This is a genomic window from Streptomyces avermitilis MA-4680 = NBRC 14893 (assembly GCF_000009765.2).
In the GTDB taxonomy this organism is placed as follows: domain Bacteria; phylum Actinomycetota; class Actinomycetes; order Streptomycetales; family Streptomycetaceae; genus Streptomyces; species Streptomyces avermitilis.
In genome coordinates, this window is the sequence record NC_003155.5 from 2,379,700 (window position 1) to 2,401,457 (window position 21,758).

Genomic DNA, 21,758 nt, shown 5'->3' on the forward strand with positions numbered 1-21,758 from the left:
CCTGGAGCGTCCGCCGGCAGGGCCTAGGAGGCAGGTGCCCACGCCGTCGTCCCGAGCGTGTTCTCCGGGCCGATGTCGAGCGGCTCTTGAGGACGTACGTTCATGGCGTCCCGCCCCGTCTTCGGCGCGACCCGGAGGTACGTGCCGTCCTCGGCTCCCATCCGCCAGTAGAGACCTGCCCGCGCGGTCTCGCCCGGCGCGAGCGTCAGCGGCTCGGGGCCGGGGTCCTGCGGCGCCATGAACACCTTGTCCGTCCCCTCGACGGTGCGCACGCCCGTGAGCGGGGTGCCCCTCTCGTCGAGGACGCGCACGGACGGGTAGCCGTTCACCTCGTAGGACCGCTTGCCGCAGTTGGTCAGGGTGAGCGTCATGGCGCGCAGTCCCATGGCCGCGTCGACGGGGCCGGAGTCGAAGCGCAGACCGGAGGGCGGGCAGCCGCGTTCCTGCTGGACCGGTACGACGGGTGAGGGCCCGGGGGTCGCGGACGCGGGCGGCGGGGCGGCCCGGGTCGGCGACGGGGCGGCCCGCGTCGGCGATGGGGTGGGCCTGCGTTCGGGGTTGCGCTCGCGGTCCAGTTCGGCGGAGAGTCCGCACCCGCTCGCGGCCAGCGCCAACAGACAGGCGAGAGCGGCGCAGCGGGCCGGCTTCGGGCGTATCGCGATCACGCGCCGATGATGGCACGCGGTCTCGGCACAAGGCGTCACTCCGCTCGCCCCGCGCCGCCACCAGGCCCGACTCGCGGGAGAACAGCACCAGTTGGGCCCGGCCACAGGCGCGCCCGGCTTCGTCGTCGCGTTCGTCGTCGCGCGGCTGATGCGGGTCTCGGCCGTGAAGGGGCTGATGCCCCCGGTGCGCGGCGATCTCCTCGCCGGTGAGGCCGCCCCCGGCAAGCGCGGTGACCTCGCGTTCGTCACGAACATCGCGTACGCACTGGAGACGGATCACGGCGTCCGGCTCCGGGCCGCGGTGCGGCCCGTGACGGCGGGGCAGCCCACAGCCCGTCAACAGGGAGCCACTGTGACCGCACAGGTACGGAGCGAGTTGGCCCTTCCGCCCCACAGATACTCGTGTGACACTGGCGTCCCGTCCGCAGTGCGGACTCTCTCCGCACCATCCCCCACGAGAAGTGCGCCGTGTCTTCGCTGCCTCTGCCGCTCGCCCTCACCGCACGTCTGCTGCCGGTCGCCGTACTCGCCTCGGCCGGCTGGGCCCTGACGTCGGGTCCGTTCGCCCCGGCACCGACCGCCCAGCACAAGCCGACACAAAAGACACAGACCCAGAGCCCCACCGCACCCTCGACAACGGCGGCCACCAAGACGTACGCCTCGGCCCCGGCACCGTGCGGCGCCGTGCCGGAGAAGACGGTGACCTCCCTGGTCCCCGGCACCAAGACCGCGGGCAAGGAGATCGCGTCGACCGACAAGTCGGTCCGCCGCACCTGCTCCTGGAATGCGCTCAAGGGGTACGACTACCGCTGGCTCGACGTCTCCTACGAGATATCGGACACGGACAAAGCGGCACAGAAGACCTTCGAGCAGCGCACTACGGAGAAGAGCGGCGGAGGGGCGGTCCCCGGACTCGGCGACGAGGGCTACTCCGTCGTGAACCTCACCACGGAGGACAAGCAGCAGACGCGCGAGGGTGTGGTGATGGCTCGCGTGTCCAACGCGCTGGTGACCGTCACGTACAACGGCAGCGACTTCGAGACGCAGAAGGCGCCCGGTACGGACGAGATCAACAAGGGTGCCATCAAGGCCGCGAAGGCCGCGGTGGCAGCGCTGGAGGACGGGCAGAAAGCCTGACCGTCCTCCGTGCGCTCCGTACCGTTGCGTCAGACCGCGGTGCGTCAGACCGCGGTGCGTCAGACCGCGGCCTTGTCCCGTCCGCGCAGCGCCATCAGCACCACGTACAGGACCGTCGAGGTGCCGAGGCCCACCGCCCAGCCGTAGTCGGCCAGCGACTGGAGCGCCGGTATGGGCCGGCCGTCGATCAGGGGATGGAAGTCGGCACCTCCGACGGCCAGCACACCGCCGACCACGAAGGCGACGACGGCCCGCCAGTTCCAGCCGCCGTCGTACCAGTAGCGGCCGCCCGCGCGGTACAGGTCGGCGAGGTCGAGGGAGCCGCGGCGCAGGATCCAGTAGTCGGCGATGAGAATGCCGGCGACCGTGCCGAGCAGACCGCCGACCAGGCCCAGCCAGGTGAAGATGTAGCCCTGCGGGTCCGAGTACAGCTTCCACGGGAAGATCAGCACACCCAGCACACAGGTGGCGAGCGCACCGGTGCGGAAACTGATCTTGCGGGGCGCGATATTGGAGAAGTCGAAGGCCGGTGAGACCAGGTTGGCCGCGATGTTCACGGACAGGGTCGCCACCAGCACGGTGACCAGCGCGAAGATGATGCCGAAGACGTTGTCGGTCTTGGCGGCGAGCTGTACCGGGTCCCAGACCGCCTCGCCGTACACCACCTGGGAGCCGGAGGTGACCATGACGGACAGGAACGCGAACAACGTCATGGTGGTGGGCAGACCGAGCGCCTGTCCCCAGGTCTGGGCCTTCTGACTCCTGCCGTACCGGGTGAAGTCGGGGATGTTCAGCGACAGCGTGGACCAGAAGCCGATCATGCCCATGAGCGACGGCGCGAACAGCTTCCAGAAGTCCGGGCCCCAGCCGAGCTTGGAGGGCTGGTCGAGGAGCGGGCCGAAGCCGCCGGCCTTGCTGCTCATCCACCACAGCATCACACCGGCGCCGACGAGGACGAAGGGCGCCGCCCAGTTCTCGAAGCGGCGGATCGTCTCCATGCCCCGGTAGATGATGGCGACCTGGAGCACCCAGAAGATCGCGAACGACAGCCACATGGTCCAGGCGTAGCCGCCGACCTTCGAGGCGTTCGCCCAGCTGTCGCCGAAGAGCTTCCCGGCGAGGAAGTAGATCGCCTCGCCGCCGATCCAGGTCTGGATGCCGAACCAGCCGCACGCCACCAACGCCCGTACGACAGCGGGCAGGTTGGCGCCGCGGATGCCGAAGGAGGCGCGGGCGAAGACGGGGAAGGGTATGCCGTACTTGGGTCCCGCATGCCCGGTGAGCAGCATCGGGACCAGCACGATCAGGTTGGCCAGCGCGATGGTGAGCACGGCCTGCTTCCAGTCCATGCCGACGGCTATCAGACCGGAGGCGAGGGTCCAGGAAGCGGTGTTGTGGGCCATGCCGACCCACAGGGCGGAGAAGTTGTACGTGGTCCAGGTGCGCTTTTCGACCGGGACCGGAAGCAGGTCCTCGTTGGCGTAGGGGCCGCTGGGGGCGGGCGCGTCCGGGGCGATCTCCACCCGTCCGTCGGGCAGGGTGACTTGGGCGGTGGGCGGGCTGTCCGGAGGGACGGTCTCGGTCATGGGCAGGCCAATCAATGAGGCGGGACGGGAAAGGCCGTGCGGGTGGCGCTTGGGGGGGGTGCGCGGAGAGCGCCCTGTCCCCTTCCCGGGCGGCGGGAAGGGGACGATCCGAGGAGCGGGCCAACGGCCCTGTCAATGCCGACAGTTGACGTTTACCGGCGGCAGTTGCCGTTACTGCGGGCCGTTGACGGCCGGGATGATCTTCGTCCCGTAGGCGTCGATGACGGCTTCCTGCGCGTCGTGCATGTCGTAGACGGCGAACTGGTCGACGCCCAGCTCACGCAGGGCGTTCAGCTTCTCGATGTGCTGCTCGACCGTGCCGATCAGGCAGAACCGGTCGACGATCTCGTCCGGCACGAACGCGGTGTCGGGGTTGTCGGTACGCCCGTGGTGGGAGTAGTCGTAGCCCTCGCGGGCCTTGATGTAGTCGGTGAGTTCGTCGGGTACGGCGGCGGAGTGCTCGCCGTACTTGGAGACGAGATCGGCGACATGGTTGCCGACCATCCCGCCGAACCAACGGCACTGCTCGCGCGCGTGGGCGAGCGCCTCGGGCGAGTCGTCCGCCGTGACGTACGCCGGCGCGGCGACGCAGATCCTGACCTCGGACGGGTCGCGCCCGGCCGCCACGGCCGCGTCCTTGACGGCCTTGACCATGTACTCCGTCAGATAGAGGTCGGCCAGCTGGAGGATGAACCCGTCCGCCTCCTCGCCGGTCATCTTCAGGGCCTTCGGGCCGTAAGCGGCCATCCAGACCGGGAGTTCGGCGCCCGGCTTGACCCACGGGAACTTGACGACCGTACCGCCGAGGTCGGCCTCATCGCCGCGGCCGAGGGCACGGATCACCTTCATGGCACCGCTTATACGGGCGAGGGTGTTGGGCTTGCGCCCGGCGACGCGCATCGCGGAGTCGCCACGGCCGATGCCGCACACCGTGCGGTTGCCGAACATGTCGTTCAGCGTCGCGAAGGTGGAGGCGGTGACCTCCCAGGTGCGGGTGCCCGGGTTCGTCACCATGGGGCCGACCGTCAACTTCTGCGTGTTGGCGAGAATCTGACTGTAGATCACGAACGGTTCCTGCCACAGCACGGCCGAGTCGAAAGTCCAGCCGTAGCGGAAGCCGTTGCGTTCGGCCCGCTTCATCAGGCTGATGACACGCGAGGCCGGCGGGTCGGTCTGCAGGACGAGTCCGAAGTCCATGTGCGCCACTCCTAGTTCAGGTACTGACAGGTGGAGCGGGGGGTGTAGACGCCATGCCCCGCGCGCCCGGTGAACTCCCGCTCGGTGATGACCGGTTCGCCCCGCGAGAGCACGGTCTCGACCCGTCCCGTGACGCGCCTGCCCTCGTACGCCGAGTAGTCGACGTTCATGTGGTGCGTCTCGGCCGAGATGATCTGCTCGGCGTGCGGGTCGTAGATGACGACATCGGCGTCGGCGCCCGGCGCGATGGTCCCCTTCTTCGGGTACAGGCCGAACATCCGGGCCGGGGTGGCGCAGGCGATCTCGATCCAGCGGCGGCGCGAGATGTGCCCGTCGACGACGGCCTGGTGGAGCAGGTCCATACGGTTCTCGACCCCCGGCAGACCGTTGGGGATCTTGGAGAAGTCGCCCCGGCCGAGCTCCTTCTGGCCGACGAAGCAGAAGGGGCAGTGGTCGGTGGAGACGACCTGGAGGTCGTTGGTGCGCAACCCGCGCCACAACGCGGCCTGGTGCTGTTTGGGGCGAAGAGGCGTGCTGCACACGTACTTGGCGCCCTCGAAGTCGGGCTCGGCGAGGTTGTCGGTCGACAGGAACAGGTACTGCGGACAGGTCTCGCCGAAGACGTTCAGTCCCTCGTCGCGCGCCCGTGCCAGCTCGGCGACCGCTTCCTGCGCCGAGACGTGCACGACGTACAGCGGAGCGCCCGCGACCTGCGCGAGCTTGATGGCGCGGTGGGTGGCCTCGGCCTCCAGCAGGGCCTTGCGGACCTCGCCGTGATACCGGGGGTCGGTCTCACCGCGGGCCAGCGCCTGCTCGACCAGCACGTCGATCGCGATGCCGTTCTCGGCGTGCATCATGATCAGGCCGCCGTTCTCGGCGGAGCGCTGCATGGCGCGCAGGATCTGGCCGTCGTCGCTGTAGAAGACGCCGGGATAGGCCATGAACTGCTTGAAGGAGGTGACGCCCTCCTCGACGAGGAGGTCCATCTCCTTCAGCGTCTCGTTGTTGACGTCCGAGACGATCATGTGGAAGGCGTAGTCGATGGCGCACTTGCCATCGGCCTTGGCGTTCCAGGCGTCCAGGCCCTCGCGCAGCGAATGGCCCACGCTCTGCACCGCGAAGTCGACGATCGTCGTCGTACCGCCCCAGGCCGCGGCCCGCGTACCCGTCTCGAAGGAGTCGGAGGCGAAGGTGCCGCCGAAGGGCAGTTCCATGTGGGTGTGGGCGTCGACTCCGCCCGGAATCACGTACTTTCCGGTGGCGTCGATGGTCCGCTCGGCCGTCCAGGCCTCGGCGGCCGGGGTGCCCGAGGCGGCGAGGGCGACGATGCGGCCGTCCTCGATCAGGACGTCGGCGTGGATCTCGTCGGACGCGGTGACGACGAGGCCACCGCGGATGACGGTACGGCTCATGCTCCCTCTCCTACTCCTACCGTGGTCAGCACTGCTGTCTGGTGCGGCGGTCGGTCCCGCCGGTCCGGCCGCCCGTGCACCGGACCGGCGAACGCCCGGCCGGCTACGGAGCGGTCAGGGGCCCGTACGCGCCCGGGGCGCGGTCGCGGTAGAACTGCCAGCGGTCGCGCACTTCCCGCAGCTTGGCCAGGTCCAGGTCGCGGACGACGAGTTCGGTCTCCTTGTCGCTCGCCACCTCGCCGACGAACTGCGCCTCCGGGTCCACGAAGTACGAGGTCCCGTAGAAGTCGTTGTCGCCCAGCTCCTCGACGCCCACGCGGTTGATGGCGCCGACGAAGTACTCGTTGGCGACCGCCGCCGCCGGCTGCTCCAGCTGCCAGAGGTAGCCGGACAGACCGCGCGAGGTGGCCGACGGGTTGAACACGATCTCGGCGCCCGCCAGGCCCAGCGCCCGCCAGCCCTCCGGGAAGTGACGGTCGTAGCAGATGTAGACACCGATCCTGCCGACGGCGGTGTCGAAGACCGGCCACCCGCTGTTGCCGGGGCGGAAGTAGAACTTCTCCCAGAATCCCTCGACCTGCGGAATGTGGGTCTTGCGGTACTTGCCCAGGTACGAGCCGTCGGCGTCGATCACGGCCGCGGTGTTGTAGAGGACGCCGGGCTGCTCCTCCTCGTACATCGGCAGGACCAGGACGATGCCCAGTTCCCTGGCCAGCGCCTGGAAGCGCTTGACGATCGGGCCGTGCGGGATCTGCTCGGCGTACTCGTAGAACGCCTTGTCCTGGACCTGGCAGAAGTAGGGACCGTAGAACAGCTCCTGGAAACACAGGACCTGTGCGCCCTGTGCGGCCGCGTCGCGGACCGCCTGCTCGTGGACCTGGATCATCGATTCCTTGTCGCCGGTCCATGCGGTCTGGAAGACGGCGGCGCGGATCACTCTGCTCATCGGGACCTCCGGTCGCTCGGTGTGCGGCGAGCCTAGAAAGTCCTGGGACCCGGATTGAGTTGCACCGTGTCACGTCTGCGGACACCTGGCGTTCCACGGTGTCACCCCTGTCCGAACGCACGTGTTTCCTGCTCTTGTCCACGCCGTTTCACCCCTGTTGGGCATCGTGTGCGAGCAGCGCGATGTGGACGGAGGCGGCCTGTTCGAAGTCGTCGAGGTCGACGCCGAGCCGCGCCTGGATGGCCTCCAGCCTGCGGTAGAGCGCGGGCCGGCTGACGTGGTGGAGCTGCGCGGTGCGGGACTTGTTGCGGCCGGTGGCCAGATAGGTGCGCAGTACGGGCAGCAGGTCCGACTCGGCGTCGCGTCCGCACAGCAGCCCGTTCAGCTCGCGCTCGGCGAAGGACTGGACGTACGGGTCGTCCCGCAGCAGCCGGATCAGACCGCGCAGATGGACGTCCCTCAGGCGCACCACGGCCGGCAGGTCCAGCACGGCCGAGTTCTCGGCCACGGCGTCGGCCACGTGCTGGGCCTCACGCAGCCCGGCGGGCACGTCGTCCCAGGCGGTACGCGGATCGGCGGCGGCGACCACGGTCCCGCTCGCCCCGGACTCCGTACGCAGCCGGGTGGCGAAGTGCGCCGAGAGTGCCTCCGCGTCCTGGTCCCGGGCGAGGCTGAGCAGCACGGCGGTGGCTCCGTCGGCCAGTTCGGCGACGAGTCCGGGCAGCCCCAGCATGCGCAGGACGCGGTCGAGCACGGGCGGCTCCCCGTCCCGTACGACGAGCGGCACGAAAGTCCGGCGGTTGACGGGCAGTCCGGCGGCCCGCGCACGCGGCAGGAGCTGACGGGCCGGTACGACACCGGAGACGAGGTCCGTCAGCAGGCCCTGCGCGGACTGCTCCTCCCAGGTGTGGGCGGAGCCGCCGAGCATCCGGTGCAGGACCAGCGCCTCGGCGGCCCGGTCGGCGAGCAGGCGCCCCGTGGCGGCGTCGCCGCGGTATCCGCACAGTACGATCCGGCCCCAGCGCTCACCCCGCCCGCCCAGCTCGGCCCGGACCCAGCCGGCGCCCTCGCTGCCGCCCGCCTGACGCGCTATGCGCTCCCAGTCACGCAACACGTCGTCGACCGCGGACCGCTCCCCCGCCGTGGCGAGGACGCGGTGCGCGAGATTGGTGACGACGACGGGACAGGCGGCGTGCCCGGCGATCTCGTCGAGCATCCGCTGCAGAGGAGCGCCCGCCGTGATGAGTCCGGTGAGCGCCGTGCGTACCGCCTCGGACAGGCTGACGGCCGCGAACTTCTGTCGTACGAGCCGGGATTGGACCTCTTCCGTCAACTCGGCGAACGGGAAGGGCCGGTGGAGCACCACCATGGGCAGACCGCAGCGCTCCGCGGCCCGGCGCATCACGTCCGGCGGCGCCGGGAAGGCCCGGCCGAGTCCGAGGACGACGGCCGCGGCCTCCGCGCGGTGCAGCGAGCGGATGTACTCGGCCTGCGCCTCCGGGTCGCCGGCCAGCAGCACCCCGGTGGTGAGGACCATCTCGCCGCCGGTGAGCATCACTCCGACGTCGGCGGCCTCGGCGACGTGCACCCAGCGCACGGGCCGGTCGAGGTGACCGGCGCCGGCCACCACCTCGGGCTCTCCGGCGAGTACCCGGTCCAGGGTGAGGACCTGGCGTACCGACAGGGCGGGTTCCAGGGCGGTGGTCATGGCGACGTTCCCTTGCTCGGGCCTGCTGCTCAGGTGTTACGGAAGACACCTCATGGTTCAGACACTCCTCAGGGCGCGGTCGAGGATCGCGGCGCCCTCTTCCGCCTCGGCGACGGTGAGCGAGAGCGGCGGGGCGATGCGCAGCGCGCTGGTGTTGTGGGCGCCGCCCTTGCCGAGCAGCAGGCCCGCCTCACGGGCGGCTTCGAGCACGGCGGACGCCGCCTGCGGGTTCGCCTCGTCGGTGCCGGGCTTGACCAGCTCGATGCCGATCATGAGCCCGCGCCCACGCACCTCCCGTACGACGGGAAGCTGCGCGCCGATGGCCCGCAGCCGCTCGATGAGCAGGCCGCCCACGCGCCGGGCATTGCCCTGGAGATCGTGTTCGAGGAGGTAGATGAGGTTGGCGAGGCCGGCCGCCATGGTGATCTGGGTGCCGCCGAAGGTCGAAATGGAGTTGGCGTCCAGGCAGTTCATGATGTCGGCGCGGGCGACGACGCCACCGATGGACATGCCGTTGCCGATGCCCTTGGCGAAGGTGAGGATGTCCGGCGGGCCGCTCTGCCCGTGTGCCTGCCAGCCCCAGAAGTGCTCGCCGGTGCGGCCCCAGCCGGTCTGCACCTCGTCGGCGATCCACAGGATGCCCTGCTCCTGGAGTACCTCCCGGAAGGCCGCGTACAGCCCGTCGGGCGGTGCGGTGAAGCCGCCGACGCCCTGGACGGGTTCGGCGATCAGGGCGGCGGGCGGGCGGATGTGGCCGAGCAGGTCCTTCAGGTCCTCCACGCAGGCCGCGATGAAGTCGGCGTCGCCGAGTTCGGCGTACGGGCCGCGGGTGCGGACGCCACCGTGCACGTACAGCGTCTGCAGGGGTGACAGCGAGGTGGGCGACCAGCCCTTGTTGCCGGTGATGCCGACCGCGCTGAACGAGCGGCCGTGGTAGCTGTTGCGCATCGCCAGGATCTGGTTGCTCTGCCGGTACGTCGTCGCCAGCAGCAGCGCGGTGTCGTTGGCCTCGGTGCCGGACGTGGTGAAGAAGACCCGGGCGTCCGGGATGCCCGACAACTGGGCGATCCGCTCCGCGAGTTCGACCATCGGCCGGTTGAGGTAGAGGGTCGAGGAGTGGACGATCCGCCCGGCCTGCTCGCTCACCGCCTTGGTGATCTCGGGCAGCGCGTGCGCGGTCATGGTGGTGAGGATGCCGCCGAAGAAGTCGAGATACCTGTTGCCTGCCGCGTCCCAGACGTGGCGGCCCTCGCCGTGGGTGATCTCGATCGGGTCCGCGTAGTAGAGCGCGAGCCAGTCGGGCAGGACGGACCGGTGACGCCCGTACAGGTCGCTCACGGCCGCACCAGCCCTTCGTAGGCGTCGGGGCGGCGGTCGCGGTAGAAGGCCCACTGCTGCCGCACTTCGTCGATGACGTCGAAGTCGAGGTCACGGACGACGAGTTCCTCGGACTTGTCGCTGGCGACCTCGCCCACGAACTGCCCGCGCGGGTCGACGAAGTAGCTCGTCCCGTAGAAGTCGTTGTCGCCGTACTCCTCCTGGCCGACGCGGTTGATCGCGGCGATGAAGTACTCGTTGGCGACGGCCGCGGCGGGCTGCTCCAGCTGCCAGAGGTAGGCGGACAGACCGCGCGAGGTGGCGGAGGGGTTGTAGACGAGCTGGGCGCCGTTGAGGCCGAGCTGCCGCCAGCCCTCCGGGAAGTGACGGTCGTAGCAGATGTAGACGCCGACCTTGCCGACCGCGGTGTCGAAGACGGGCCAGCCCATGTTCCCCGGTTTGAAGTAGTACTTCTCCCAGAAGCCCTTCACCTGGGGGATGTGGTGCTTGCGGTACTTGCCCAGGTAGGTGCCGTCGGCGTCGATCACGGCCGCGGTGTTGAAGTAGAAGCCGGACTGCTCCACCTCGAACACGGGCACGACGATCACCATGCCGGTCTCGCGCGCGAGCTCCTGCATACGAACCACCGTGGGTCCGTCCGGTACCGGCTCGGCCCAGCGGTAGTGCTCGGGCTCCTGGACCTGACAGAAGTAGGGGGCGTTGAAGACCTCCTGGAAACCGATCACCTTCGCGCCCTGCCGGGCCGCCTCGCGGGCGTGCTCCACATGCTTGGCGATCATGGATTCGGTGTCACCGGTCCAGGTCGCCTGGACCAGTGCGGCGCGTACGACGTGGGCCATGTGCCGCTCCTTTGCCTGTTGTCCTCGCGGGGACGTCAGAGAGCCTCTACGCCCGTAGACACAGGCGGTAGAGGCTCGAACGTAAGCCTCCGGGACGGCCTTGCCAAGACCATCGTCGTTAACCCGCGGAGTCGATCACGTTTCGCACCCCTGTGGGTGAGTGGCCGGCCGTGCGGCGCAACCCCTGGTGCCTCGCGCGCCCCAGGTGTGTCAGGTCGTGAACCCGGCGACACGGAGGGCGTGGACGAGGTCCCAGTGGCATTCCTCGGAGACGCCCCGGGCCGCCTCCAGGAGCAGGGGGACGAGCGTGTGCGGGTCCGCCTCGACACTGCGGGCCGCTTCCTCCGGAGTGCGGATGCGTACGTACGCGTCGAGCAGGGCGCGGGCCTCGCGGTGGCGGCCGTCGCCGGTGAGCCCGAGCAGGGCCTCGCCGATCTCCGGGGCGGGCCGGACCACCCCCTGCCGCAGCATCTGTTGCCCGTCCACCGTGCGGCCCGCCGCGACGAGCGCGTCCGCGGCGGCGACCAGGCGGTCGGCGGGGAGCGAGGCCGCCTCCCACAGGAGGGTGGCCCAGTCGGCGCCGAGGCCGACGCGGTGCAGTTCGGCGGCGAGCAGCGGGAAGCGGGCGGCGGGCCAGTACGCGGCCTCGACGAGCAGCGCGTGCGCCTCACCGCTGCGGCCCTCGCCGCGCAGTCGGGTCAGTGTGCGCACGGTCTCGATGGTGTCGCGGCGCGCCTCGTCGTCCAGCGGCTCGCGTCGGGGCTTCGCCGCCGGGGCCTGCCCGGCGGCTCCGGCGAAGCGGGCGCCGCGGGGGGTGCGGCCGGTGTTCGGTGCGGGCGCGGGAGCGGGTGCGGCGGGCAGGGTGGCGGCGGGCGGTGTCTCCTGCGCGTCGATCATCCCGGCGAAGCGGGCGCTGCCCCGGGGGCGGCGCTTTCCGCGCTGCTTGGGCATGGTGGCCGGGGCTGCGGAGGTGACGGGCGGGGGGTTGTCGGTGGTGTGGGGCGGATCGGTGGGATCGGTGGGACCGGTGGGACTGACGGGGTCGGCTGGGTCAGCGGGGCCGGTGAGGCCGTCAAAGCCGGTGGAATCAGTGGAATCAGTGGGACCGGTGGAACCGGTGGGACCGGTGGGACCGGTGAGGTCTGTGCGGCCGGAGAGGTCGGCGTGGCCGGTCGGTCCATAGCCCTGCTGCTGTGGACGCAGCCGCCGAGGACGACTGTCGCCGGTCCCGTCCGGCTCCCGCTGTCCGGCCTCCTGCGCCCGGAAAACACCCCCGGTCCCGCTCCCGCTCGGCGGGAAGTGCTGCGTGCCCTGTCCATGGGCGCGCAGGGCGCGGCGGTCCAGGTCCTCCATGCGGCGCCGTAGCTCCGCGCAGCGGGCCGTCGCACGGTCGTGGTCGTCGCGGGCCCAGGCGAGGTCCAGGCGGACGGAGTCGGCCTCCTCGTGGGAGCCGGCCGACGGAAGCAGCCGGCCCAGCTCCGCCTGGCGCTCGGCGGCGTAGCGCTGTTCGCGGAGCATCACGTCCAGCCGGTCGCCGAGGGCGTCGCGGCCGCCGGGCCGGGCGTCGTACGCGGCGAGCGAGGCGGCGTGCAGCGAGCGGGCCCGCTCGGCCTCCTCGGCCACGGCCCCGGGACCGTATTCCGCGGCGAGGTCCTGGAGGAGCGCCTCCACCACGTCCCAGGGCGGCACCTCCCAGCCGTCGAGACAGGCCCGCATGCCGTCGGGGTCCCGCTGCCAGAACACTCCGCACCAGCCGCCGTCCTGATCGAGCCTGGCCAGCAGGCCGTTCAGGTACCTCGCGAACTCCCCCACCTGTCTCGGGAGTTGTTCCACAGCCATCGCCACAACTCCCGCCAGACTGGAGTACTCCGATCCGGTAGAAAACACCAACCGTGTTACGGAACGGCTACGAGGAGTTTTCAGACCGGACGCAGAGCGCTCCGCCGAAGCGCGGGGCGTCCGTGCGCGCCCCCGCTCATACGCCGATCAGTACGCACCGCCCGGCGATGTCGTCCATGGACAGTCCGAGTGCGCGCGCCAGCGCCGCGACGGTGAAGAAGGCCGGGGTCGGGGCGCGGCCGGTCTCGATCTTGCGCAGGGTCTCCGCCGAGAGGCCGGCACTCGCGGCGACGTCGGCCATGGTGCGACTACCACGGGCCTCGCGCAGCAACTGCCCGAGCCGCTCGCCGCGTTCATGTTCTTCGGGGGTCAGCGGGGTGCGCACCATGACCACATTCTAATACCGGCTCGCCTCCGCCGGAGAGCCGATCGGGCGTTATGCCAATAGGGCCCTACCGGTATAATAATTGGCATGGTGGAACTCAAGACGGATACGTCGATCGACGCGATGCACGAGGCGGGCCAGGTCGTGGGGAGAGCTCTCACGGCGGTGCGGGAGGCCGCCGACGTGGGCGTCTCCCTGCTGGAGCTGGACGAGGTGGCACGCGGAGTACTGCGGGAGGCGGGGGCCTCGTCGCCCTTCCTCGGCTACCGGCCGTCGTTCGCGCCCACGCCCTTCCCGGCGGTCATCTGCGCCTCCGTCAACGAGGCGATCGTGCACGGCATCCCGGACGGGTACCGGCTGCGCGACGGCGACCTGGTCTCCGTCGACTTCGGGGCCGAACTGGGCGGCTGGGTCGGCGACTCGGCGATCAGCTTCATCGTGGGCACGCCCCGGGCCGCGGACGTACGGCTCGTGGAGACCGCCGAACGCGCGCTGGCCGCGGGCATCGCGGCGGCCGTCGTCGGCAACCGCATCGGGGACATCGCGCACGCGATCGGCTCGGTGTGCCGGGCGGCGGGGTACGGCATCCCGGACGGCTTCGGCGGTCACGGCGTGGGCCGCCGGATGCACGAGGACCCGCCGGTGCCGAACGAGGGCCGCCCCGGCCGCGGTCTGCCGCTGCGCCACGGCATGGTGCTGGCGATCGAGCCGATGCTGATCGGCGGCGGCACGGACGGTTTCCACGCGGCGGCGGACGGCTGGACCCTCCGTACCGACGACGGTTCACGCGCGGCCCACGCGGAGCACACGGTGGCGATCACCGACGCGGGACCCCGGATCCTGACAGCCCGCACAAAGACCCACGCCGCCTGAAGACCCACACCGCCCGAGAACGCACGCGCGGCGGCCGGCGGCAGGCGTCTCAGCGACGGCACGTCCGCGCGGACGCGGACCGGTTCAGAGCCCCGCACACGGCCGCCGGCCGGGCGGTCCGCGCCCCACCGGTGTCCGGCCACCGCCTGTCGCGCCACGGCTGCGCCGGGGCGGCGGCCGAACACCTGGGCCCGTCTACGACGCCGGCCGCACCACCATCGCCGACCCGCCGCCCCGGCGCACCTTCTCCGCCGCGGCCAGCCACTTGCCGTTCGACAGGCGCTGCACGCCCGTCGCCGCGCCGATCTCCGGGTTCAGCTTGAAGGAGTGCCCGATGGCTTCCAGCTTGCCCCTGAGCGTGCTGTCGTACAGGCCCGGTTCGAGCTCCGTCTGGGCCGCGTTGCGCTGGCTGGCGCGCGGCGCGGCGATCGCGTCGACCAGCGGCAGCCCGCGGTCGAGGAACCCGGTCAGGGTCTGCAGCACGGTCGTGATGATGGTCGCGCCGCCCGGCGAACCGAGCGCGACGACCGGCTTGTCGTGCCGGTCGAGCACGATCGTCGGCGAGATCGACGAGCGCGGGCGCTTGCCGGGGCCGGGCAGGTTCGGGTCGTGCACGGCCGGGTTCGCCGGGGTGAAGGAGAAGTCCGTCAGTTCGTTGTTCAGGATGAAGCCGCGGCCGGGGACCGTGATGCCGCTGCCGCCGGTCTGCTCGATGGTGAGCGTGTAGGCGACGACGTTGCCCCACTTGTCGGCCACCGTGAGGTGCGTGGTGTTCTCGCCCTCGTACGTCGTCGGAGCCGCCGTGCCCCCGGTGGCGCAGGCCTTCGCCGGACTGCGCGGATCACCCGGCGCCAGCGGGCTGGTCAGCACCGCGTCGTCGCTGATGAGGCACGCGCGCGAGTCGGCGTACTTCTGCGACAGCAGTTCCTTCGTGGGTACGTCCTCGAAGGCGGGGTCGCCCACCCAGCGCCCCCGGTCCGCGAACGCGATCCGGCTGGCCTCGATGTAGTGGTGCAGGTACTGCACCTCGTCGGCCTTCGACAGGTCGGTCTTCTCCAGGATGTTGAGCGCCTCGCCGACCGTCGTGCCGCCCGAGGAGGAGGGGGCCATGGAGTAGACGTCGAGGCCCCGGTACGAGGTCTTCGTGGGCGCCTGGAGCTTCGCGCGGTAGGCCTCGAGGTCTTTGGCCGAGAGTCGGCCGGGCCGGGCGTTCCAGCCCGAACTTGGCTCCACGGGCGGCTTGTTCACGGTGGCGACGATGTCCTCGCCGAGATCGCCGCGGTAGACCGCGTCGACGCCCTTGGTGCCCAGCTCGGCGTAGGTGCGGGCGAGATCGGGGTTCTTGAAGGTGGAACCGACCACCGGCAGCTCACCGTTCGGCAGGAACAGCTTCGCCGTGTCCGGGAAGTAGCGGAACCGGGCCTCGTTGGAGGCGGTCTGGGTGCGGAAGGTGCTGTCGACCGTGAAGCCGTCGCGCGCGATCCGCTCCGCCGGCTTCAGCACCGTGCCGAGCCGCTTGCTGCCCCACTTGTCGAGGGCGGTCTGCCAGGTGGCGGGCGAGCCGGGCGTGCCCACGCTCAGGCCGCTGGTGACGGCGTCGGCGAAGGCGAGCGCCTTGCCGTTCTCCTCGAACAGGTGGGAGTCGGCGGACAGCGGCGCGGTCTCCCGGCCGTCGATGGTGCGCACCGTACGGGACTTGGCGTCGTAGTAGACGAAGTAGCCGCCCCCGCCGATGCCCGACGAGTACGGCTCGGTGACGCCGAGCGCCGCGGCGGTGGCGACGGCCGCGTCCACCGCGTTGCCGCCCTTCTTCAGCACCTCGATGCCGGCGGCGGAGGCATCCGCGTCGACGCTCGACACGGCACCGCCGTAGCCGACGGCGACCGGAACTTTCCGCACCGAGGTGACCGCGGTGGGTGGAGCCGCCGCTCCCACCGACACCACCGCGGCCGAAACCGCCAACACCGCCAGATTCCGTGCCACAGGCCGACGCATCCGTACCTCCAGATCACAGGCGTCTGCGCAGCGTAACCGTATCGCCATGGCCCCGTCAGGGGCTCCTCCAACAGCGTAGAACGCACCCGGCTAGCATGCGCGCCCATGAATGACGACGTGCGCAACATCGTCCTCGGCGTGGTCGCGGCCGGCATCAGCGCCGCCCTCGGCTGGATCGCCCGTACCTATCTGTGGAAGCGGAAGCTGCGCCGCAAGCAGGCGTTCTTCGGGCTGCCCGACAACTCGGAGTCGCTGCTGGTGGTCAACCGCGAGGCGGGCGGCCCCGAGCTGACGGTGATGCGCCACGACGTGTTCGCGCTGCTCGAACTCTCCGCGCTGATCAAGGACTGCGGCGCGCACGCCCAGGTCGTCGCGCACGACGCGGCCCAGCAGGGCTTCGGCGAGCGCACCGAGTTCTGCGTCGGCGGGCCGTCCTCGAACCGCCGGATGGCCGCGCACCTCCACAGCCTGCTGCCGGGCATACAGGTGAACACCGACCCCGAACCGGGCCCGGACCGCGGCGCGTTCCAGATCGGCACCGAGCGCTACCGGCTGGAGTCCGGCAAGGGCGAGTACGTGCTCCTCGCCCGCCTCACCGCCGACCTGGGCCACGGCACACGACCGGTCTTCCTCTTCTGCGGCCAGCGCGCCATCACCAACCAGGCGGCCACCCGCTATCTCGCCCGCAACCACGAGCGCCTCGCGCGCAAGTACGGCGGCAACTCCTTCGTCCTGCTCCTGAAGGTCGTCAACTCCCAGGCGTACGGGCCCGATGTCGTCGAACTCGTCGCGGACGTCACCCGGGCCGCGCAGACCCCGGCGCCGGTCGTGGCTCCCCGCAACTCGCACCGCGCCTCCTAGGTTTCAGGCCATTCCAACAATCGTTACTGGCACGTAACTTACCGACGGGTTACTTAAGGTAAGGAGCTGCGGTTACCGTCGGGTCACTTTGCACTGACAAAAGTGAGGAGTGACCCGTGGGACACGCACGCAAGACCCTGCGCACGACCGCAGTGAGCGCCGTATCGGCGACCCTGATCGCCGGCACCGCCCTCGGGCTCGCCCCCACCGCACAGGCGGCGTCGGGCGGCGTCAGCTTCGTCGACATCGCCGGTGACGGCGGCACGGTCCTGAAGGCCAATGTCGTCACGCCCGCCGGCGCCGACGGCTCCCGCACCTACCCGCTCATCGTGCTGCCGACCAGCTGGGGCCTGCCGCAGGCCGAGTACCTCGCCCAGGCCCACAAGCTCGCGGACTCCGGCTATGTGGTCGTCAGCTACAACGTCCGCGGCTTCTGGCAGTCCGGCGGATACATAGAGGTGGCCGGCCCGCCCGACGTGGCGGACGCCTCCAAAGTGATCGACTGGGCCCTCGCCCACACCCCGGCGGACGCGCGGAAGGTCGGCATGGCGGGCATGTCGTACGGCGCCGGCATCAGCCTGCTCGCCGCCTCGCACGACAAGCGGATCAAGGCGGTCGCGGCCCTCAGCGGCTGGGCCGACCTCACCGACTCGATCTACTCGGGCCGCACCCAGCACGTCCAGGCGGCCGCCCTGCTGGACGGTGCCGGAACCCTCACCGGCCGCCCGAGCCCCGAACTCCAGCAGGTCTTCAAGGACTTCTTCGCCTCCGACCTGTCCACGGAGCCGGACCTCCTCGCCTGGGGGAAGAAACGTTCCCCCGAGACGTACATCGACCAGATGAACAAGAACGGCGCGGCCGTCTTCATGGCCAACGGCTGGGGCGACACGATCTTCTCGCCCAATCAACTCGCCAAGTACTACGAGGAGTTGACCGGCCCGAAGCGCCTGGAGTTCCGCCCCGGCGACCACGCCACCGCCGAGATAGCCGGCCTGTTCGGGGTCCCCAACGACGTGTGGACGGACACGGAACGCTGGTTCGACCACTACCTCAAGGGCGAGGACAACGGCATCGACGGCGAGCAGCCGGTCCAGCTCAAGCCCCGTTCCACGGGTGACTACGAGGGCTATCCGGACTGGAAGTCGGTCGGCGCGACGACGAAGAAGATCGCCCTCACGGGCACCACCACGATCCACACGAACGTGGACTCGGGCGCCAACGGCGGGCTCATCTTCCTGTCCAGCATCCTCGACCAGCTCGCCCAGCTGCCCCCGATGGCCTCGATCCCGCTGCTGCCGCGCTACTGGGCCGCCGTCTGGCAGTCGGAGAAGTACACGAGCGGCCAACACGTGCGCGGCACGGTGAAGCTGCACACCACGGTCACCGGCACCAAGGAGAGCGGCACCCTCGTCGCGTACCTCTACGACGTGGGCCCGCTCGGTGTCGGCAAGCTGGTCAGCAACGCTCCGTACACCTTCCACGGCCAGACCCCCGGTCAGCCGTTCGGCGTCGACCTGGAACTGTCCTCCACGGCCTACGACGTCCCGGCGGGGCACCGCCTCGCCCTGGTCGTCGACACGGTCGACTCCCTCTACATCGAGCACAACCCGTCCGGCGCGCAGCTGACCTTCTCCTCGCCGGAGCACGACACCTCATACGTGTCGGTACCCCTGCGCGAGCAGTGATCTCCGGCTGCTGCCGGCCGGGCCTGGCCCTGTGCGCTGCTGCTCCCCCTATGGTCTCGGGGCCGTGGGGGGACCCCCACGCGGCAGCAGCGTCCCTGGCTCGGCCGCGGCGACTTCCACGGCCTCGGTCTTGGGACTGCGCTGCTCACGCCGGGACACCCACTGGGCGAACCAGGAAAGCAGCATGCACATCCCGATGTAGATCGGCGAGATCACCATCACCACGGGGATGAACGGCAAATCGTAGTCGAGGTTCGACGCGATCAGTTTCCCGGCGTGGAGGAACTCCTCGTAGGTGATCAGATAACCGAGCGAGGTATCCTTCAGGGCCACCACCAGCTGGCTGATGATGGCGGGCAGCATGGCGCGTACGGCCTGCGGTACGAGCACGTGCGCCATCACCTGCGTCTTGCGCATGCCGAGGGCGAACGCGGCCTCCCGCTGACCGCGTTCGACGGACTCCACGCCCGAGCGGAAGACCTCGGCGAGCACCGAGCCGTTGTAGAGGGTGAGTCCCGCGACCAGTGCGGGCAGCGGCTGCACCTTGAGCGCCACGAAGATGAAGAAGATCATCACCAGCACCGGCATGGCCCGGAAGAACTCGACGACCAGCGTGGCCACCCAGCGCACCGGGGCGTGGTCCGAGAGCCGCCCGGTGGCGAGCAGGCCGCCGAGGGCCAGCGAGAGTACCGCGGCGATCCCGAAGGCCTTGAGCGTGTTGCCGAGACCGCGCAGCAGCAGTTCCTGGATTCCCTTGTACTCGAAGGGCATCCACTTGGTGTACGTGAACTGGCCGGTGTCGAAGAGGAGATACACGATCCAGCCGACCAGGGCGAGCAGAACGACGGTCGACAACACCCCGTACAGTCGGTGCCGTTGTCGCGTCCTGGGCCCGGGGATGTCGTAGAGGGCCGTGGCCTCAAGGGTTTTGGTGGTCATCGGGCGACTCCCCAGCGGCGTTCCAGAAAGTTGAAGATCGCGCTGATGGTGAGGGTGATGATCAGGTAGCCGACGGCGATCCAGACGAAGGTCCAGACGATGTTGTAGCCGAGCTCGCTGAGCGTCTTGTACGTGCCGAGCAGCTCGTTGACGCTGAACGCGCCGGCGATCGCGGAGTTCTTGGCGAGGGCGATGAGCGTCGAGCCGACCGGCGAGATCACGGAGCGGAACGCCTGGGGCAGGACGACCACGGACAGCGTCTGCTCGAACGTCATGCCCAGGCTGCGGGCCGCCTCGCCCTGTCCCCTGGGCACGGTGTTGATGCCGGAGCGCAGCGCCTCACAGATGAACGCCGAGGTGTAGCAGCCGAGCGCGAGGACCGCGAACACCTCGAAGGGCAGAACGAGTCCGAACCGCGGCAGGCCGAGCAGCACCGCGAAGAACAGCAGGGTGAGCGGCGTGTTGCGCAGCACCGTCACCCAGGCTGTGCCGAAGGCCCGCAGGGAGGCGACGGGAGCGACCCGGAAGGAGGCCATGAGGAACCCGAGGACGAGTGCCAGCGCCGAGGCGTAGACGGTGAGTTCGACCGTCCCGAGGAATCCCTTGGCGAAGGTGGAGAAGTTGTCTGTCAGTACGTTCACATCGGCCTCGCTCAGCTCGCCGGGTAGCGGTCGATCGCGGGCGGGGTGGGCGCCGGCACGCCGGACAGGCCGAGCGTCGCCTCGTACGCCTTCTTCCAGTCGCCGTCCTTCTCACGGGCCTCCAGCGCGTCGTCGAGAGCGAACCTGAGGGCGTTGTCGTTGCGCGGGACGCCGATGCCGTAGGGCTCCTCGGAGAAGGGCTTGCCGACGACCTTGAGCTCCTCGGGCACCTTCGCCGCGTAGCCGATGAGGATCGCGTCGTCGGTGGTGACGGCGTCGACCTGGTAGGTGAGCAGGTTGTCGACGCAGACGGAGTACGTGTCGTACGCGACGAGCTTCACCTTCGGGTAGTCCTGCTGGATGCGCTGGTACGGGGTGGAACCGGCGGCCGAGCAGACGCGTTTGCCGGCCAGGTCCTGCGGCCCGTTGATCCCCTGCTCGTCCTTGCGGACCAGCAGGGACTGACCCGCCAGGTAGTACGGACCGGCGAAGCCGACGAGCTTCTTGCGCTTGTCGTTGATGGTGTAGGTGCCGACGTAGTAGTCGATCTGGCCGTTCTGGAGGGCGGTTTCACGGTTGGCGGAGGCGATGGTCTTGAAGCGGATCGTGCCGGGGTCGAAGCCGAGCGAGGCCGACATCATCTTGGCGATCTCGATGTCGAAGCCGGAGAAGGCGCCGCTCGCCGGGTCCCTCTCGCCGAGGTAGGGCTGGTCCTCCTTGACGCCGACGGTGAGGTAGCCGCGCTTCTTGGCCCGCTTCCAGGTGGGCGAGTCGTTGAGCTGAAAGCCCTGCGCCACCTGGTAGTCGGGCAGTTTGTCGGTGGCCGGTCCCTTGGTGGGCGGACTGCCCTCCTTGCCGCAGGCGGTCGCGAGAAGTGCCGTGATCAGGACGAGGGCAAGGGCAAGACACACACGTGTGCTGCGGATCATGGGTCGCACTCCCCCGGCTCAGTGCTTGAGGATCTTGGAGAGGAAGTCCTTGGCCCGCTCGGTGCGCGGGTTGGTGAAGAACTCCTCCGGCGTGCGGTCCTCGATGATGCGGCCGTCGGCCATGAAGACGACGCGGTTGGCCGCCGAGCGCGCGAAGCCCATCTCGTGGGTGACGACGACCATGGTCATGCCGTCGCGGGCGAGCTGCTGCATGACCTCCAGCACCTCGTTGATCATCTCGGGGTCGAGGGCCGAGGTCGGTTCGTCGAACAGGAGCGCCTTGGGGTTCATGGCGAGGGCGCGGGCGATGGCCACGCGCTGCTGCTGGCCGCCGGAGAGCTGCGCCGGATACTTGAGCGCCTGATCGGCGAGGCCCACACGGTCGAGGAGCTCCCGGGAGTGCCTGTCGGCCTCGTCCTTCTTGCGGCCGCGGACCTTCACCTGCGCCAGCGAGACGTTCTGCAGCACGGTCTTGTGGGCGAAGAGGTTGAACGACTGGAAGACCATGCCGACCTCGGCGCGGAGTTTCGCGAGCGCCTTGCCCTCGTCGGGGACCGGCTGTCCGTCGAGTCTGATCGTGCCGGACTCGATGGTCTCGAGCCGGTTGACCGTTCTGCAGAGCGTCGACTTGCCCGACCCGGACGGGCCGATGACCACGACCACCTCCCCCTTGCCGACAGTGAGGTTGATGTCCTGGAGGACATGGAGCTCGCCGAAGTACTTGTTCACGTCATGCAGTTCGATCAGCGGATCGACAGCCATGCAGCCCGCCCTACTCACTCT

General features: G+C 69.9%; 19 protein-coding genes. 4 read left to right on the top strand and 15 right to left on the bottom strand.

The genetic code is table 11. The features are described from left to right. Positions 1-23 precede the first annotated feature (23 nt). Positions 24-665 carry a DUF4232 domain-containing protein gene (locus SAVERM_RS10255; RefSeq protein ID WP_048894405.1) on the bottom strand — a complete coding sequence of 214 codons (642 nt, stop codon included), beginning with the start codon at positions 663-665 and terminating at the stop codon, positions 24-26. Positions 666-1,133: 468 nt separating this feature from the next. Here SAVERM_RS10255 and SAVERM_RS10260 point away from each other — a divergent pair, with 468 nt between their 5' ends. After that, positions 1,134-1,802 (top strand): hypothetical protein, encoded by a 669-nt coding sequence (locus SAVERM_RS10260; protein ID WP_010983386.1) that lies wholly within the window; start codon positions 1,134-1,136, stop codon positions 1,800-1,802. 59 nt (positions 1,803-1,861) lie between these two features. Here SAVERM_RS10260 and SAVERM_RS10265 read toward each other — a convergent pair whose 3' ends face one another. The 9 genes from SAVERM_RS10265 to SAVERM_RS10305 form a co-directional block, all read right to left on the bottom strand. Continuing rightward, on the bottom strand, positions 1,862-3,388 hold the full coding sequence (locus SAVERM_RS10265) for an NCS1 family nucleobase:cation symporter-1 (RefSeq protein WP_037647313.1): 1,527 nt from the start codon (positions 3,386-3,388) through the stop codon (positions 1,862-1,864). A 171-nt stretch (positions 3,389-3,559) separates the two neighbouring features. Beyond that, on the bottom strand, positions 3,560-4,585 hold the full coding sequence (locus tag SAVERM_RS10270) for a TIGR03842 family LLM class F420-dependent oxidoreductase (protein WP_010983388.1): 1,026 nt from the start codon (positions 4,583-4,585) through the stop codon (positions 3,560-3,562). A gap of 11 nt (positions 4,586-4,596) precedes the next feature. After that, positions 4,597-5,997, bottom strand: a complete 1,401-nt coding sequence (gene hydA / locus SAVERM_RS10275) for a dihydropyrimidinase (protein ID WP_010983389.1) — start codon at positions 5,995-5,997, stop codon at positions 4,597-4,599. Between the two features lie 103 nt (positions 5,998-6,100). Beyond that, entirely contained in the window at positions 6,101-6,943 is an 843-nt protein-coding gene (locus tag SAVERM_RS10280) for a nitrilase-related carbon-nitrogen hydrolase (protein ID WP_010983390.1), read from the bottom strand. A gap of 148 nt (positions 6,944-7,091) precedes the next feature. Beyond that, a complete protein-coding gene (locus SAVERM_RS10285) occupies positions 7,092-8,651 on the bottom strand; it encodes a PucR family transcriptional regulator (RefSeq protein WP_010983391.1) in 1,560 nt (519 codons plus the stop codon). 57 nt (positions 8,652-8,708) lie between these two features. Continuing rightward, positions 8,709-9,989 carry an aspartate aminotransferase family protein gene (locus SAVERM_RS10290; protein WP_010983392.1) on the bottom strand — a complete coding sequence of 427 codons (1,281 nt, stop codon included), beginning with the start codon at positions 9,987-9,989 and terminating at the stop codon, positions 8,709-8,711. Next, positions 9,986-10,828 (bottom strand): nitrilase-related carbon-nitrogen hydrolase, encoded by an 843-nt coding sequence (locus SAVERM_RS10295; protein WP_010983393.1) that lies wholly within the window; start codon positions 10,826-10,828, stop codon positions 9,986-9,988. Before SAVERM_RS10295 ends, SAVERM_RS10290 begins: the two co-directional genes overlap by 4 nt. A gap of 210 nt (positions 10,829-11,038) precedes the next feature. Then, on the bottom strand, positions 11,039-12,667 hold the full coding sequence (locus SAVERM_RS10300; protein WP_037647310.1) for a collagen-like domain-containing protein: 1,629 nt from the start codon (positions 12,665-12,667) through the stop codon (positions 11,039-11,041). A 136-nt stretch (positions 12,668-12,803) separates the two neighbouring features. Further along, on the bottom strand, positions 12,804-13,055 hold the full coding sequence (locus SAVERM_RS10305; protein WP_037647308.1) for a helix-turn-helix domain-containing protein: 252 nt from the start codon (positions 13,053-13,055) through the stop codon (positions 12,804-12,806). An 84-nt stretch (positions 13,056-13,139) separates the two neighbouring features. Between SAVERM_RS10305 and map the strand changes: the two genes are divergently transcribed. Continuing rightward, positions 13,140-13,925: a type I methionyl aminopeptidase gene (gene map / locus SAVERM_RS10310; RefSeq protein ID WP_010983396.1), complete on the top strand. Its 786-nt coding sequence runs from the start codon at positions 13,140-13,142 to the stop codon at positions 13,923-13,925. A gap of 195 nt (positions 13,926-14,120) precedes the next feature. Here the strand turns inward: map and ggt are convergent, their stop codons facing one another. Continuing rightward, on the bottom strand, positions 14,121-15,920 hold the full coding sequence (gene ggt, locus SAVERM_RS10315) for a gamma-glutamyltransferase (RefSeq protein ID WP_010983397.1): 1,800 nt from the start codon (positions 15,918-15,920) through the stop codon (positions 14,121-14,123). 105 nt (positions 15,921-16,025) lie between these two features. Between ggt and SAVERM_RS10320 the strand changes: the two genes are divergently transcribed. After that, positions 16,026-16,781 (top strand): hypothetical protein, encoded by a 756-nt coding sequence (locus tag SAVERM_RS10320; protein WP_010983398.1) that lies wholly within the window; start codon positions 16,026-16,028, stop codon positions 16,779-16,781. A gap of 116 nt (positions 16,782-16,897) precedes the next feature. Then, entirely contained in the window at positions 16,898-18,466 is a 1,569-nt protein-coding gene (locus SAVERM_RS10325) for an alpha/beta fold hydrolase (protein ID WP_010983399.1), read from the top strand. Positions 18,467-18,514: 48 nt separating this feature from the next. Here the strand turns inward: SAVERM_RS10325 and SAVERM_RS10330 are convergent, their stop codons facing one another. The 4 genes from SAVERM_RS10330 to SAVERM_RS10345 are packed head-to-tail and all read right to left on the bottom strand — an operon-like array spanning position 18,515 to position 21,737. Next, positions 18,515-19,405 carry an amino acid ABC transporter permease gene (locus tag SAVERM_RS10330; protein ID WP_010983400.1) on the bottom strand — a complete coding sequence of 297 codons (891 nt, stop codon included), beginning with the start codon at positions 19,403-19,405 and terminating at the stop codon, positions 18,515-18,517. Continuing rightward, a complete protein-coding gene (locus SAVERM_RS10335) occupies positions 19,402-20,046 on the bottom strand; it encodes an amino acid ABC transporter permease (RefSeq protein ID WP_010983401.1) in 645 nt (214 codons plus the stop codon). The genes SAVERM_RS10330 and SAVERM_RS10335 overlap by 4 nt, the downstream gene beginning before the upstream one ends. 11 nt (positions 20,047-20,057) lie before the next feature. Then, the gene (locus SAVERM_RS10340) at positions 20,058-20,975 is read right to left on the bottom strand and encodes a glutamate ABC transporter substrate-binding protein (protein WP_010983402.1); all 918 of its coding nucleotides are present in this window, start codon (positions 20,973-20,975) and stop codon (positions 20,058-20,060) included. 18 nt (positions 20,976-20,993) lie between these two features. After that, positions 20,994-21,737: an amino acid ABC transporter ATP-binding protein gene (locus tag SAVERM_RS10345; RefSeq protein WP_037647305.1), complete on the bottom strand. Its 744-nt coding sequence runs from the start codon at positions 21,735-21,737 to the stop codon at positions 20,994-20,996. Positions 21,738-21,758 lie beyond the last annotated feature (21 nt).